Origin of the sequence: Acidovorax sp. FJL06, from assembly GCF_003852545.1 — a bacterium.
Lineage (GTDB): Bacteria > Pseudomonadota > Gammaproteobacteria > Burkholderiales > Burkholderiaceae_C > Acidovorax.
In genome coordinates this window covers 1-13,193 of sequence record NZ_QAJR01000045.1, presented here as the reverse complement: position 1 = coordinate 13,193, position 13,193 = coordinate 1, and the positions used below count along the sequence as shown (strand labels likewise).

Below are 13,193 nucleotides of genomic sequence, written 5' to 3'. Positions count from 1 at the left end.
GCGTCTCAAAAAAGCCGGGCCAAAAACCATTCCTGAACCGGGTTCGGTGAGTCGCCTTGCGGGTTCGGCTCATCGATGGGTTGAACTGTACGCCGACGGTGTTCAGAGAAAAACCATTGAGTCACGAACTAACTGTTCCAGTATTGGAAACAATGTGGGATGAATCACGGGCGGATGGGAGGTCGATACTTCTTCCAGACCGGCCCACCTGCCCCGCCTGAGAGGGAAACCCGGAGGCCTCTTTGGAACAACCGCCGCTGTGCGTGAAGCCGCAGGGCGGCGCCCCCGGTGTGGAAACCTTTGAAGAGAGGGGGTGGCCGGGGGCGCACAGCGGCCTGCCGTGTGGCACCGCAGATGCCGGCGAGGGCCGCAATCGCTGCGGGACGCACGCCTGAAGGGGCCTTGGCCGTGGGCCTCAGAGAGAGCGCAGCTTCTATGGTCCGACAGGGACGTCCGGAAGTTCGTTGACCTGGTCGGCGCTTGCCGCGCGCGGAAAATGCTGGGCGAGGCGGAGTGAGACGGCATCAATGGCCTGGATCAGTCCTTCTTCATACCGCATTTGTTGGAAATGGACTGACATCTGCCGCACCACACCCTGCCACTCCTGGGCCGGCACATGCCGCGCCAAGCCCCGGTCGGCCACGATTTCGATGGCGCGTTCGGGCATCAGCAGATAGATCAGCACACCGTTGTTGTGCTCGGTGTCCCACACCCGGTATTTGCTGAACAGCATGATGGCGCGCTCGCGGGGGCTGGCCTGGCGGCGCAGGTAGCTCCAGGGCAAGCTGGCCTCGGTCACGACCCGGATCTGTCCCGTGTGGTGCTGTTCGCTTGCGCTGACCCGTGCGCCCAGGCGCTGCAGGGCGGGGGGTGGCAGGGCACGCCGGGCGGGGGCTTCTGCCCAGCGGTGCTGCAGCAGGCGCCGCAGGGCGCGCAGCATGGTGAGGGGGGGGCTGTTGCTGCCCATTACCAGTCTCCCGAGGCGCCACCGCCACCAAAGTCACCGCCGCCGCCGGAGCTGAACCCTCCGCCGCCGCCGCTGCTGCTGCTATCGCTGCCACCGCTGCCGGACCCCCAGCCCCCGAAGGAACCACCGCCGTGGCCCAGCGCAATGGGGGCGCTGCTGCCCCCGAAAATCCAGGTGTAGAGCAGGGCGATCACGCCAGCGGCGGCGGACAGCAGCAGGCTGGCGGTGAACACAAAGGCCAGTACGCCAACCCCCGCGCCCACCAGCAGCCCGCCCAGCGCGCTGCCGAAGAGGCTGCGGGCCAAGGGCCCGGCCGCCATCACGCCAAAGAACAGGAAGATGGCGAAGTCGGTCCAGTCAAACAGGCTGTGCGCGTTGGTGCCCTGGGCGGGGTGCTCGGCCTCGGGCTGCGGCAGGGCTTCTGCGGCAATGCGTGCGGTGAGCTGAGTGGCGGCTGCGCTCAGGCCGCCCGCGTAGTCGTTCTGCTGAAAGCGGGGCTTCATCGCGTTGTCGATGATGCGCGCGGCGGCGATGTCGGGGATGGCCCCTTCCAGCGCCTTGGCCACCTCGATGCGCATCTTGCGGTCGTTTTTGGCCACGAGCACCAGCACGCCGTCGCCCACACCGCGGCGGCCGATTTTCCAGTGGTTGCCCACGCGGTTGGCGTAGGCCGCAATGTCTTCGGGCGCTGTGCTGGCCACCATCAGCACCACCACCTGCGCGCCCCGGGTCTGCTCCAGCGCGGCCAACTGGGATTCGAGGGCCTGGATGTCGGCCGTGCTCAGGGTGCCCGTCTGGTCGATGACGTGGCCGCTGAGGGGCGGCACGGGGTGCAGAGCTGTCTGTGCCAACGCGCCCAATGAGGTGAATGCTATAAAAAATATAGCTATCAGCGCCCGTCCAATGCGCGCAAAGGCCATATTTTCTTCTGATCAGGTGGGGCCGGAATGGGGTGTCAGGGCCTGGGCTTGGACGTTCCAAAGTCCACGGTGGGGGGCGTGGAGATTTGCGCCTCATTGGCCACGGTGAAGCTGGGCTTGGGGGCGTAGCTGAAGGCCATGGCCGTGAGGTTGGTGGGAAAGCTGCGCGCCAGCACGTTGTAGTCTTGCACCGTCTGGATGTAGCGGTTGCGTGCCACGGTGATGCGGTTTTCGGTGCCTTCGAGCGTCACGCGCAGGTCGCGAAAGCCCTGGTTGGCCTGCAGGGTGGGGTAGCGCTCGGACACCGCCATGAGGCGCGACAGCGCGCCCGACAGCTCGCCCTGCGCCTGCTGGAACTTGTTGAAGGCCTCGGGGTGGTTCAGGGTCTCGGGCGTGACCTGGATCGCCGTGGCCTTGGCGCGGGCCTCGACCACGCGGGTGAGGGTTTCCTGCTCAAAATTCGCTTCGCCCTTGACGCTGGCGACGATGTTGGGCACCAGGTCGGCGCGCCGCTGGTACTGGTTGAGCACTTCGCTCCAGGCGGCCTTGGTCTGCTCGTCCAGGCGCTGGAAGTCGTTGTAGCCGCAGCCGCCCATCGCCAGCGTGGCCAGCAGCAGGGCGCAAAGGGCAAGAAGACGTTTCATCATCATGGGGGGTGTCTGCCGAAAAAAGGGAATGGGTCGAATGTGCCAGAAACCCGCCTGCGCGGGGGTGTTTTCACGGGGCGTCCGGGGTGCTGACCTGCCCAAGACCCCGCCAGGGCGGCATCTTGCGCGGGCGCATGGGGCTGGCTGACCGCACAATAGTGGTCTGATCGGTGGTCTTCCACCCTGCCCAGCCTCCAACCCTTTGCCCCTGAACGACCATGTCCCGCGCTCCCTCCAAGGCGGCCACCCTCGGTGGCTCGTCGGATGAAACCGAATCTGCGTTCTATGAAGCCCTGCAGCGTGGCGACATCGACCTGCTGATGTCTTGCTGGGCGGACGACGATGACATCGTCTGCGTGCACCCCGGCGGGCCGCGCCTGCTGGGGGCGGGCGCCATCCGTGCGGCGTTCGAGTCCATGTTCTCCCATGGCACGGTGCGGGCGCGGCCGGTGCAGGTGCACCGGATCGTGGCCCCGTCGAGTGCGGTGCACAGCGTGGCCGAGCAGGTGGAGGTGATGTTGCCCGACGGCCTGCACCAGGCGGTGGTGTTGGCCACCAACGTGTACCACAAGACCCCCGAAGGCTGGCGCATGGTGGCCCACCATGCCAGCCCTGGCGTCGCCCCCGACGCGCGCGTGGTGGACGCCCAGCGGCCCGTGCTGCATTGACACCAGCGGCCTCTCTGATACTGAGTATTTTGCGCCATGGCGCTTGATTGGTAAGCGGTAGAAGCTATGAAATATATAGCACCACGGTGGCTGCCCGGTGGGCAGCTCCAGACGATCTGGCCCGCGCTGTATGCGCGCCGGGCTCAAGGCCCTCGGCCCGAATACCGCCGCGAGCGCTGGGACACGCCGGACGGCGATTTTGTGGACGTGGACTTTCTGCAGGATGGCGTTGCGGCCACCGTGCCCCGGCCGCTGCTGGTGGTGTTCCACGGCCTGGAGGGCTCCTCGCGCAGCCACTACGGCGAGGCCTTTGCCGACCTGGCGCGCGGGCAGGGCTGGGCCTGTGCGCTGCCGCACTTTCGGGGCTGCAGCGGCGAGATCAACCGCGCCCCGCGCGCCTACCATTCGGGCGACCATGCCGAGATCGGCTGGATGCTGCAGCGGCTGCGGGCCGCGCACACCGGGCCGCTGATGGCGGCCGGGGTGTCGCTGGGCGGCAATGCCCTGCTGCGCTGGGCTGCCGAAGTGGGGACGGACGCCGCGCGCAGTGCCGACGCCGTGGCCGCCGTGTGCTCTCCCATCGACCTGGCGGCCGGTGGGTTGGCCATCGGCCGGGGCTTCAACCGGCAGGTCTACACCCGCATGTTCATGCGCACCCTGGTGCCCAAGGCGCTGCAGAAGCTGGCGCAGCACCCGGGGCTGTTCGACCGCCAGGCGCTGCTGGCCGCGCGGGATCTGTACGCCTTTGACAATGCGTTCACCGCCCCGGTGCACGGCTACCGCAACACCGAGGACTACTGGCTGCGCGCCTCGGCCAAGCCGTTGCTGCACCAGATCCGCATCCCTGCGCTGGTGGTGAACGCCCGCAACGACCCGTTTGTGCCTGCGGCGAGCCTGCCCGGCGCCCACGAGGTGGGGCGGCATGTGACGCTCTGGCAGCCGCTGCAGGGCGGGCATGTGGGCTTTCCCCGGGGGCGCCCGCCCGGCCATGTGCGGGCCATGCCCGAGGCCGTGGGCGGCTGGCTGGCCGCGCAGGCTGGGTTGGCGGTGCACCTGGGAGGACAATCGGCCCATGGATGACATCGTCAAACAGGCGCTGGCCAAATGGCCCAACGTGCCGGACTGCTATGGCTGGCTGGGGCTGGACGCGCGCGGCCGCTGGTACCTGCGCGATGACGCCACGCAGGCGGCGGGCCCTTTTCCGCAGAGCAGGGGGCAGCTGTTGCAGCACGACAAGCTCCTCGCGTTCATCGCCCGCAACTACGAGGCCGATGCCGAGGGCCAATGGTTTTTCCAGAATGGCCCCCAGCGCGTGTATGTGGAGCTGGAGGCCACGCCGCTGGTCTGGTGCATCCAGGCGGATCTGTCGCTGCAGTCCCACACCGGCCAGGCGGCGACGGCCCTCGAATGCCTGGTGGATGGACAAGGGCGGCTTTACCTGGTGACGGCTTTCGGGCTGGGCCTGGTGCACACGCTGGACGTGCCCCTGGCGGCCGATGCGCTGGAATCCGGGCGGTGGTCGCTGCAGGAGGAGGCTGTGCCGGTTGACAGCCTGCCGACCCGGTACGGCTACGTGCCCAGCCCGCACGCGCTGTGGGCGGCCCGGGCCAGGCCCTCGGCGGGCCCAGCTCCCGCCCCAGCGGCTGGCGTGCCATGAAATGAAAAAGCCGGCCACGGGGCCGGCGGATGGGTGGCGGAGGCTGGTGCCTTCCAGATCGTATGTGACCGCGATGCCCTTGCGGGACGCACCGGGCCAGGGCAGAAAATCCGTACCACCCGCCCGAGCCCGCTGCGGCGGCACTACGCCGGCGGGCTCGTTCTGCCGCGCAAGGCGCGGCGTCAAAGTTCAGCGCGAAGCGGCGGGGGCGGCGGCATCGGCCGCTGCGGGGGCCGCAGGTTCCTCGAACTTGCCACCGCCGGCATTGGCCATGTAGGCCGCAGCGCGGGCGATTTCCGTGTCGTTGAAGTCGCCGCCGCCTTGGGGGGCCATGGCGCCCTTGCCCTTCAGTGCAGACTGGACCAGGGCTTCAAAGCCGGTCTTGATGCGTGGGCCCCAGGCCGCTGCGTCACCCAGCTTGGGGGCACCCGCTGCACCCGATGCATGGCAGGCCGAGCATTGGGCCTTGAACACGTCTTCGCCACTCTTGAGCGGGCGGTTGGCATCGCGGACTTCCACCATCCCGACTTTCTGGATGCGCTCTGCGATGGCCTTTTCAGGGTTGGCAGCACCTGCGGCGGGCTTGTCGGCCGACGTGACATACAGGACCAAGCCAATGATGGCAAAGATTGGAATCACAAACGAGAAAAAACCGGCCAGCAGCATCTGCTTGGGGGTCTTGATGGGGCCGGTGTGCGCTTCTTCGTGGTGGTTGTCGCTCATGACGTCCTCTGGTTATCGGGGGCTTTGATGAAATCAACCTTAAATTATATCTACGCCCCCGGGAACTTCCGCTGCAACCTCGGCCCGAGGCCGCCGGTGTCGCCCGCGTGCAACCCCGCAGCCCCCAGGGCCACGCGGGGCCTGCATCAGGGGCTTGGCTGCAGGGGGGCCGGAGTTTCCCCTCCCCCCAGGGCCTTGTACAGCGCCACCTGGTTCTGCAGCTGCGCCAGCCGCACCTGCACCACGGCCTGCTGCGCCGTGAACAGGGAGCGCTGGGCGTCCAGCAGGTCCAGATAGCTCGACACGCCGTTGCGGTAGCGCAAGTCGGCCAGCTGCAGGCGCGCACTTTCGGCCTCGGTCTGCCGCTGCTGGGCCAGGGCCTGCTCGCCCAAGGTGGCCTGCCCCGCGAGGGCGTCCGAGACTTCGCGGAACGCGGTCTGGATGGCTTTTTCGTACTGTGCAACGGCAATGCCCCGGCTGGCCTGCGCACTTTCCAGGTTGGCCTGGTTGCGGCCTGCATCAAAAATCGGCAACAGCAGCGACGGCGCAATGGTGAAGCCCCAGGAGCCGTTCTTGAACAGCCCCGACAGCTCGCCGCTGGCCGTGCCCGCCTGTGCCGTCAGCGAGATGCGCGGAAAAAACGCAGCGCGTGCGGCCCCGATGTTGGCGTTGGCGCCGATCAGTTGCTGTTCTGCCTGGCGGATGTCCGCCCTGCGGGTGAGCAGGTCCGACGGCAGGCCGGCAGGCAACTGCGCCATGGCCGGCGCATCGGCCAGGCGGCCCCCCGCCAGGCTGGCGCGGAGGTCGTCGGGCAGGGCCTGGCCCAGCAGCAGGGCCAGCGCGTTCTCATCCAGCGCGCGCTGGCGCTGCTGTTGCGCCAGGGTGGCGCGGGCCGCCTGGGTGAGGGATTCGGCCTGGCGGAAGTCCAGCTCGGACGCCACGCCGGCATCCAGGCGCATCCGGGTCAGGCGCACCGACTCTTCGCGCGAGGCGAGGGTCTGGCGCGACAGGTCCAGCAGCTCTTCATCGGCCAGCAGGGTCAGCCAGCCGTTGGCGACGGCTGCCACCAGGCTGACCTGGGCAGCGTTGCGGCCCTCTTCGGTGGCGAGGTACTGGGCCAGGGCCTGTTCCTTGAGGCTGGCGATGCGGCCGAAGAAATCGATCTCCCAGGCGGACACAGCCAGCCCGACGCTGAACGCATTGGTCAGATTGCCCGTGCCCGTGGCGGGCGCACGGCTGGCGTTGGCGCCCAGGCCCACGCCCGGGTACAGGTCGGCCCGGCGTACCTGGTAGGTGGCGCGTGCCTGTTCGATGTTGAGCACGGCCACGCGCAGGTCGCGGTTGTTGGCCAGTGCGGCCTCGATCAGCTGGCGCAGACGGGGATCGGTAAAGTAGTCCTGCCAGGGGGCCGTGGCGGCCGGGCCCTGCGCCGCGCCCGCAGCCGCAGGCCCGGTGGCGTAGGTGGCCGGCACGGGCGCCGCAGGGCGCTCGTAGGTCGGGATGAACGAGCAGCCTGCGAGCAGCAGCGCAGCCGCTGCCGCCGTGAGTGCGAGAGGGGTGCTGCGGTGATCAATCATGGGTTCCAACTCCTGCTTCTTCTGCGTGGCGGCGGCTCATCTCGGCCTGGCGTGCGCTGCCCTTGAACAGGCTGCGCACCACCACGAAGAACACGGGCACAAAAAACACGGCCAGCGCCGTACCGGTGACCATGCCGCCCAGCACGCCGGTGCCGATGGCGCGCTGGCTGGCCGAGCCGGCGCCCGAGGCGATGGCCAGCGGCAGCACGCCCAGCCCGAAGGCCATGGAGGTCATGATGATGGGGCGGAACCGCAGGTGGGCGGCCGCCAAGGCCGACTCGATCACGCCCTTGCCCTGGGCCTGCAGGTCCTTGGCAAATTCGATGATCAGGATGGCGTTCTTCGCCGACAGGCCAATGATGGTGATCAGGCCCACCTGGAAGTACACGTCGTTGGCATAGCCCCGCATCAGCGTTGCCAGCAGCACGCCCAGCACGCCCAGGGGCACGACCAGGATCACCGCCAGCGGGATCGACCAGCTCTCATACAGCGCCGCCAGGCACAGGAACACGGCCAGGATGGCGAAGCTGTAGAGGATCAGCGATTGGGCGCCAGCGAGCTTTTCTTCGCGCGACTGGCCGGTCCATTCAAAGCCGAAGCCTGCGGGCAGTTGGCCCGCGAGCTTTTCCATCTCGGCCATGGCGGCGCCGGTGCTGAATCCGGGCGCGGGCGCGCCCGAGATGCGCATGGCCGGATAGCCGTTGTAGCGCACCGTCTGCTGTGCGCCGTTCACCCAGCGGGTGGTGGCAAACGCCGACAGCGGCACGGGCTTGCCCTGGCTGTTGGCGGCATTGATCTTCAGCAGATCGTCCGGCTGCATGCGTGCCGGGGCATCGGCCTGCACCACCACGCGCTGCAGGCGTCCCTGGTTTGGGAAGTCGTTCACGTAGCTGGAGCCGAGTGCGGTGGACAGCGCCGAGTTGATCGCATCAAACGGCACACCCAGGGCGTTGGCCTTGTCGCGGTCGATGTCGATCTGCAGCTGGGGCGCGTCTTCCAGGCCGTCCGGGCGCACCTGCGCGAGCACCTTGCTTTGCGAGGCCATGCCCAGCAGCTGGTTGCGCGCCTGCACCAGGGCCTCGTGCCCGGCGCCGCCCCGGTCCTGCAGGCGGAAGGTGAAGCCGCTGGCGTTGCCCAGTTCGGGGATGGGCGGCGGGCTCAGCGGGAAGATGAACGCGTCGCGGATGCCCATCAGCCCACCAAAGGCGCGGTTGGCAACGTCTTGCGCCGACTGGCCGGGGCCGTGGCGCTCGCTCCAGTCCTTGAGGGTCACGAATGCCAGTGCCGCGTTCTGCCCCTGGCCCGAGAAGCTGAAGCCCAGCACGCCGACCATGCTTTGCACTTCGGGCTGCTTGAGGATGAAGCCTTCGACCTGTTCCATCACGGCCAGCGTGCGCTCTTGCGTGGCGCCTGGTGGCAGCTGTACGTTAACGATGATGTTGCCCTGGTCTTCGCTCGGAAGGAACGAGGTGGGCAGGCGCAGGTAGACCACGGCCACGGCGCCCACGATGGCGGCATAGATGACCAGGTAGCGCGCAGCACGCTTGAGCATGCGGGCCACAAAGCCCTCATAGCCCTTGGCGGTGCGCGAGAACCCCCGGTTGAACCAGCCGAAGAAGCCGGTCTTTTCGTGGTGGTGGCCCGCCTCTACCGGCTTGAGCAGCGTGGCGCACAGCGCGGGCGTGAGCGACAGGGCCATGAAGGCCGAGAAGCCGATGGAGGCCACCATCACGGCCGAGAACTGGCGGTAGATGTTGCCGGTGGAGCCCGCAAAGAACGCCAGGGGCACGAACACCGAGATCAGCACCACGGTCACGCCGATGATGGCGCCCGAGATCTGCCGCATCGCCTTGCGCGTGGCCTCCAGTGGGGAGAGGCCTTCCTCGCTCATGATGCGCTCGACGTTCTCCACCACCACGATGGCGTCGTCCACCACGATGCCGATCACCAGCACCATGCCGAACATGGTCAGCACATTGATCGAGAAGCCCAGCGCCAGCAACGTGGCGAGCGTGCCCAGCAGGGCAATGGGCACCACGATGGTGGGGATGATGGTGTAGCGCCAGTTCTGCAGGAACAAAAACATCACCAGGAACACCAGGGCCACGGCTTCGAACAGGGTCTGCGCGACCTGCTTGATGGAGATGTCCACAAAGCGCGAGCTGTCGTAGGGGATGCTCCAGCCCATGCCTTCGGGGAAGTAGCGCGAGAGTTCATCCATCTTGGCGCGCACAGCCTTGGCGGCTTCGAGTGCATTGCCGCTGGGTGACAGCTGGACGCCGATGCCCACGGCGGGCTTGCCGTTCAGGCGCGCGGCCGTGGCATAGGCCTGGCCGCCCAGCTCCACGCGCGCCACATCCTTGATGCGCACGGTGGACCCATCGGTATTGGCGCGCAGCACGATGTTGCCGAACTGCTCCACGCTGCTGAGCTGGCCGTTGACCACGACGGTGGCGGCAATCCCCTGGCCCGCAACGTTGGGCAGGTCGCCGATCGTGCCGCTGGCCACCTGCGCGTTCTGGGCGCGGATGGCGGCGGTGATCTCGGCGGCCGAGAGGTTGAAGCTCATCATCTTGGCCGGGTCGATCCAGATGCGCATGGCGCGCTCGGTGCCGAACAGCTGCGCCTGGCCGATGCCCTGCAGCCGCTGCAGCTCGGGCACGATGTTGCGCGAGGCGTAGTCGCCCAGGGCCACCGTGTCGGTCGCCGGGTTGGTGGACGACAGCATGGTGAACAGCAGGAAGTTGGAGCGCGACTTGTCCACGCGCACGCCCTGCTGGGTCACCGCCGAGGGCAGGCGGGGGGTGGCGCGCGACAGGCGGTTTTGCACATCCACCTGCGCCAGGTCGGCATTGGTACCGGGCTGGAAGCTCAGGGTGATGCTGCCCGAGCCGTCGGCCTGGGCCACCGACTCCATGTAGATCAGGCCGGGCGAGCCGTTCATCTCGCGCTCGATGACGGACAGCACGCTGTCCTCCAGCGTCTGCGCGGAGGCCCCGGGGTAGGCGGCGTTGATGACGATGGCGGGCGGAGCCACCGGTGGGTACTGCGCGATGGGCAGCTGCGTGATCGCCACGCCGCCCATCACCATGATGAACAGGGCGATCACCCATGCAAAGATGGGGCGGTCGATAAAAAACTTGGCCATGCTGGGGTGCCCCTTATGGCTTGGCGGTGGAGGCTGCGGGGGCTGGTGCCGCACCGGGCGCCTGCCATGGCACGGGTTTGACCGGCGTACCAGGCGGCAGCATCTGCAGTTTCTGGAAGCCGTCGACCATCACCTTCTCCCCGGCCTGGAGACCGTCCAGCACGACCCAGCGGTTGTTCTTGGCCGCACTGACCTTGATGGCGCGGGAGGCCACCTTGCCGTCGTCGCCCACCACGCTGACCGTGTCGCCTTGCTGGGTGCGCGTGACCGCCTGCTGGGGCAGGGTGATGGCGTTGCTGGCCTGCGCCTGCTCGATGCGCACGCGCAGGTACAGGCCGGGCAGCAGCTCGCCCTTGGGGTTGGTCACTTCGGCGCGCAGCGTGACCTGGCCGGTGGTGGCATCGACCGACAGGTCGGTGAACAGCAGTTTGCCGGGCTGGGCGTATTCCGTCCCATCCGCGAGCACCAGCTTGACGCTGGCGGCCTCGGTGCTGCCGGCGCGTTTGAACTGGCCGCTTTCCATTGCACGGCGCAGCTGGAAGACGTCGCTGGCCGACTGGGTGAAGTTCACGTACACCGGGTCGATCTGCTGCACCACGGCCAACGCGGTGGCCTCGCCCTGTCCGACCAAGGCGCCTTCGGTCACCAGCGCCCGGCCAATGCGGCCCGCAATGGGCGAGGTCACGCTGGCATAGCCCAGGTTGATGTCGGCGGTGCGCACCGCGGCCTTGGCGGCTGCCACATCGGCCTGCGCCTGCTTTTCTGCGGCTTCGGCGTTCACGAAATCCTGCTTGCTGATCGCATTGGCGCTCACCAGTGGGCGGTAGCGCTCGACCTGGGCGCTGGCTTGCGCGAGGTTGGCCTGGGTCTTGGCCAGACTGGCGCGGGCGCTTTCTGCTGCTGCTGCGTAAGGGGCCGGGTCGATACGGAACAGGGGTTGGCCGGCTTTTACATCGCTGCCTTCCTTGAACAGGCGCTGCTGCAGGATGCCTGCCGCGCGGGCACGAACCTGCGCCACGCGGGAGGCCTCGACGCGGCCGGGCAGCTCGGTCACCAGCCCGACATCGCCGGGCGTTGCGGTGACCACCCCCACTTCAACGGGAGGCATTTGGGGTCCGCCCGCAGCAGCCTTGCCATCGGTTTTGCCGCAGGCAGCCAGGAGTGCAACCAAGGTGCCAGCCGCTACGAGGGTGAGCGTTTTGCGGCTGGAGGCCGTGCGAAAGGGCGGGATGACGGATGCGTCACGCAGTTTGGGCATGAGAGTCCTTCTGATTGGCGTCAAGAAATGGAGTTGTAGGGGATGGGGTGCCCGCCAAAGGCCGCCCAAAGCAAGAGCCCGACAAAACAAGTGTGTGATTATACATACAATCATGAATGTATAATTATGACGAGCGGATGTCGGGGTGATGCCGCTGGTGGGTGGGGTGCCCAAACGAGGAGACACACAGATATGGCGCGTCGGACCAAGGAAGAGGCGATTGCTACGCGCAGCAGCCTGATTGATGCGGCTGAGCGGGTTTTTTGCGAAAAAGGGGTGGCGCGGGCTTCGCTGAGCGACATTGCCCAGGCGGCGGGCGCCACGAGGGGGGCGATCTACTGGCATTTCAAGGACAAGGTGGATCTCTTCAGTGCCATGATGGACCGGGTGACGCTGCCGCTGGAGCAGGGGTTTGGGGCGCTGGAGGAGAGCACCTGTCCGGATCCTGTGGAGCGGCTGCGTGCGGTGCTGGCGCTGGTGCTGCATGGGGTGGCTTCGGATGAGCGAACCCGCAGGGTGTTTGAGATTGCGCTCTACAAGGTGGAGTACGTGGGGGAGCTCATTGGCGTGCGCGATCGCCACATCGCGGCCTCGGAGGGCTTCACCAGCCAGTTGGCGCGCGACTTCGGGCTTGCCGCGCAGGCGCAGGGCGTGGTTTTGCCGATGACGCCTGTGGAGGCTGCCGTGGGGTTGCATGCCTTGTTCGATGGGTTGATCCGCAATTGGATTCTGGGTGGCGGGGCGTTTGACCTGGAGAGGGTGGGGCGGGTCGGAACCGATGCGTTCCTGGTGGGGCTGGGTTTGGCCTTGCCGGCGGCTGTGGAAGGTGCTGTGTGTGGCGTGGTCGGGTAGGGGTTGCCGGGGGGTTGTTCTGGCGGCTGTGGCGCAGCATCGTTGGTGCGATGTTTTCAATTGGGGTCGGCCGCGTGCGATAATTCAAGGCTGTACCAGTTCAGTCCAGCGGCTGTAGCTCAGTGGATAGAGTATTGGCCTCCGAAGCCAAGGGTCGTGGGTTCGATCCCCGCCAGCCGCACCAGTGATGTTTGCCTTCGTGTGCATTGCCGTTTGTGGGATGAATTTGCAAATTGATGGAATTTTCCAAAATTGCAAAAAACTGGTGCTATAATTCGAAATTCTCCGGAGGGGTGCCCGAGTGGCTAAAGGGGGCAGACTGTAAATCTGTTGGCTTACGCCTACACTGGTTCGAATCCAGTCCCCTCCACCAGTGAGTGAGTAGTGTTGAGAGTGATGTTTGATCCTGCTTGTTGTGGGGTTGGGCGCGCAAAGGTTGTTGGCCGATGCGGGAGTAGTTCAATGGTAGAACCCTAGCCTTCCAAGCTAATGACGCGGGTTCGATTCCCGTCTCCCGCTCCACTGCTCATTTGTTTTGGTTTGTTGAGATAGCAATTTTGAGGTCGTGCAAACGGCATCAAGCTGCCCATGTGGCTCAGTGGTAGAGCACTCCCTTGGTAAGGGAGAGGTCGCGGGTCCGATTCCCGCCATGGGCACCACTTTCAGGTGCGTCCGGATCTGGTTGCGCCGAGATCCTGTTGTGTTGATATAGATTTTTTTCGGAGTCGGAAAAATGGCAAAAGGAAAATTCGAGCGTACCAAGCCCCACGTCAACG

Annotated in this window: 11 protein-coding genes and 4 tRNA genes; 8 read left to right on the top strand and 7 right to left on the bottom strand. The window is 66.7% G+C overall.

Annotation, left to right across the window (positions count from 1 at the left end; all coding sequences use genetic code 11):
* Nucleotides 1–433: 433 nt before the first annotated feature.
* Genes DBV10_RS20955 through DBV10_RS20945 form a run of 3 tightly spaced genes read right to left on the bottom strand, consistent with a single transcriptional unit; the run spans nt 434 to nt 2,531 of the window.
* Complete coding sequence (locus DBV10_RS20955) at nt 434–940, bottom strand: TPM domain-containing protein (protein ID WP_233590006.1); 507 nt, start codon at nt 938–940, stop codon at nt 434–436.
* Between the two features lie 26 nt (nt 941–966).
* The gene (locus DBV10_RS20950) at nt 967–1,887 is read right to left on the bottom strand and encodes a YgcG family protein (protein ID WP_124515495.1); all 921 of its coding nucleotides are present in this window, start codon (nt 1,885–1,887) and stop codon (nt 967–969) included.
* A gap of 35 nt (nt 1,888–1,922) precedes the next feature.
* Complete coding sequence (locus tag DBV10_RS20945; protein WP_124515494.1) at nt 1,923–2,531, bottom strand: LemA family protein; 609 nt, start codon at nt 2,529–2,531, stop codon at nt 1,923–1,925.
* A gap of 221 nt (nt 2,532–2,752) precedes the next feature.
* Between DBV10_RS20945 and DBV10_RS20940 the strand changes: the two genes are divergently transcribed.
* The 3 genes from DBV10_RS20940 (at nt 2,753) to DBV10_RS20930 (ending at nt 4,859) form a co-directional block, all read left to right on the top strand.
* Nucleotides 2,753–3,202, top strand: coding sequence for a nuclear transport factor 2 family protein (locus tag DBV10_RS20940; RefSeq protein ID WP_124515493.1), 450 nt, complete (start codon nt 2,753–2,755; stop codon nt 3,200–3,202).
* A gap of 66 nt (nt 3,203–3,268) precedes the next feature.
* Nucleotides 3,269–4,282, top strand: coding sequence for a YheT family hydrolase (locus DBV10_RS20935; RefSeq protein ID WP_124515492.1), 1,014 nt, complete (start codon nt 3,269–3,271; stop codon nt 4,280–4,282).
* Nucleotides 4,275–4,859 (top strand): DUF2946 family protein, encoded by a 585-nt coding sequence (locus DBV10_RS20930; RefSeq protein ID WP_124515491.1) that lies wholly within the window; start codon nt 4,275–4,277, stop codon nt 4,857–4,859. The genes DBV10_RS20935 and DBV10_RS20930 overlap by 8 nt, the downstream gene beginning before the upstream one ends.
* A 189-nt stretch (nt 4,860–5,048) precedes the next feature.
* On the opposite strand, the gene DBV10_RS20925 is transcribed toward DBV10_RS20930, so the two are convergent.
* From DBV10_RS20925 to DBV10_RS20910, 4 genes are all read right to left on the bottom strand, one after another.
* Entirely contained in the window at nt 5,049–5,582 is a 534-nt protein-coding gene (locus tag DBV10_RS20925; protein ID WP_124515490.1) for a cytochrome c5 family protein, read from the bottom strand.
* 146 nt (nt 5,583–5,728) lie between these two features.
* Entirely contained in the window at nt 5,729–7,159 is a 1,431-nt protein-coding gene (locus DBV10_RS20920) for an efflux transporter outer membrane subunit (protein ID WP_124515489.1), read from the bottom strand.
* Nucleotides 7,152–10,307, bottom strand: coding sequence for an efflux RND transporter permease subunit (locus DBV10_RS20915; protein WP_124515488.1), 3,156 nt, complete (start codon nt 10,305–10,307; stop codon nt 7,152–7,154). Before DBV10_RS20915 ends, DBV10_RS20920 begins: the two co-directional genes overlap by 8 nt.
* Nucleotides 10,308–10,320: 13 nt before the next feature.
* Nucleotides 10,321–11,565 carry an efflux RND transporter periplasmic adaptor subunit gene (locus DBV10_RS20910; RefSeq protein ID WP_199740212.1) on the bottom strand — a complete coding sequence of 415 codons (1,245 nt, stop codon included), beginning with the start codon at nt 11,563–11,565 and terminating at the stop codon, nt 10,321–10,323.
* 192 nt (nt 11,566–11,757) lie between these two features.
* Between DBV10_RS20910 and DBV10_RS20905 the strand changes: the two genes are divergently transcribed.
* From DBV10_RS20905 to DBV10_RS20885, 5 genes are all read left to right on the top strand, one after another.
* On the top strand, nt 11,758–12,417 hold the full coding sequence (locus DBV10_RS20905; protein ID WP_124515487.1) for a TetR family transcriptional regulator: 660 nt from the start codon (nt 11,758–11,760) through the stop codon (nt 12,415–12,417).
* A gap of 108 nt (nt 12,418–12,525) precedes the next feature.
* Nucleotides 12,526–12,601: transfer RNA gene (locus DBV10_RS20900), tRNA-Arg, on the top strand.
* Nucleotides 12,602–12,704: 103 nt separating this feature from the next.
* Nucleotides 12,705–12,790: transfer RNA gene (locus DBV10_RS20895), tRNA-Tyr, on the top strand.
* Between the two features lie 75 nt (nt 12,791–12,865).
* A tRNA-Gly gene (locus tag DBV10_RS20890) sits at nt 12,866–12,939 on the top strand.
* A gap of 62 nt (nt 12,940–13,001) precedes the next feature.
* A tRNA-Thr gene (locus tag DBV10_RS20885) sits at nt 13,002–13,076 on the top strand.
* Nucleotides 13,077–13,193: the final 117 nt, after the last annotated feature.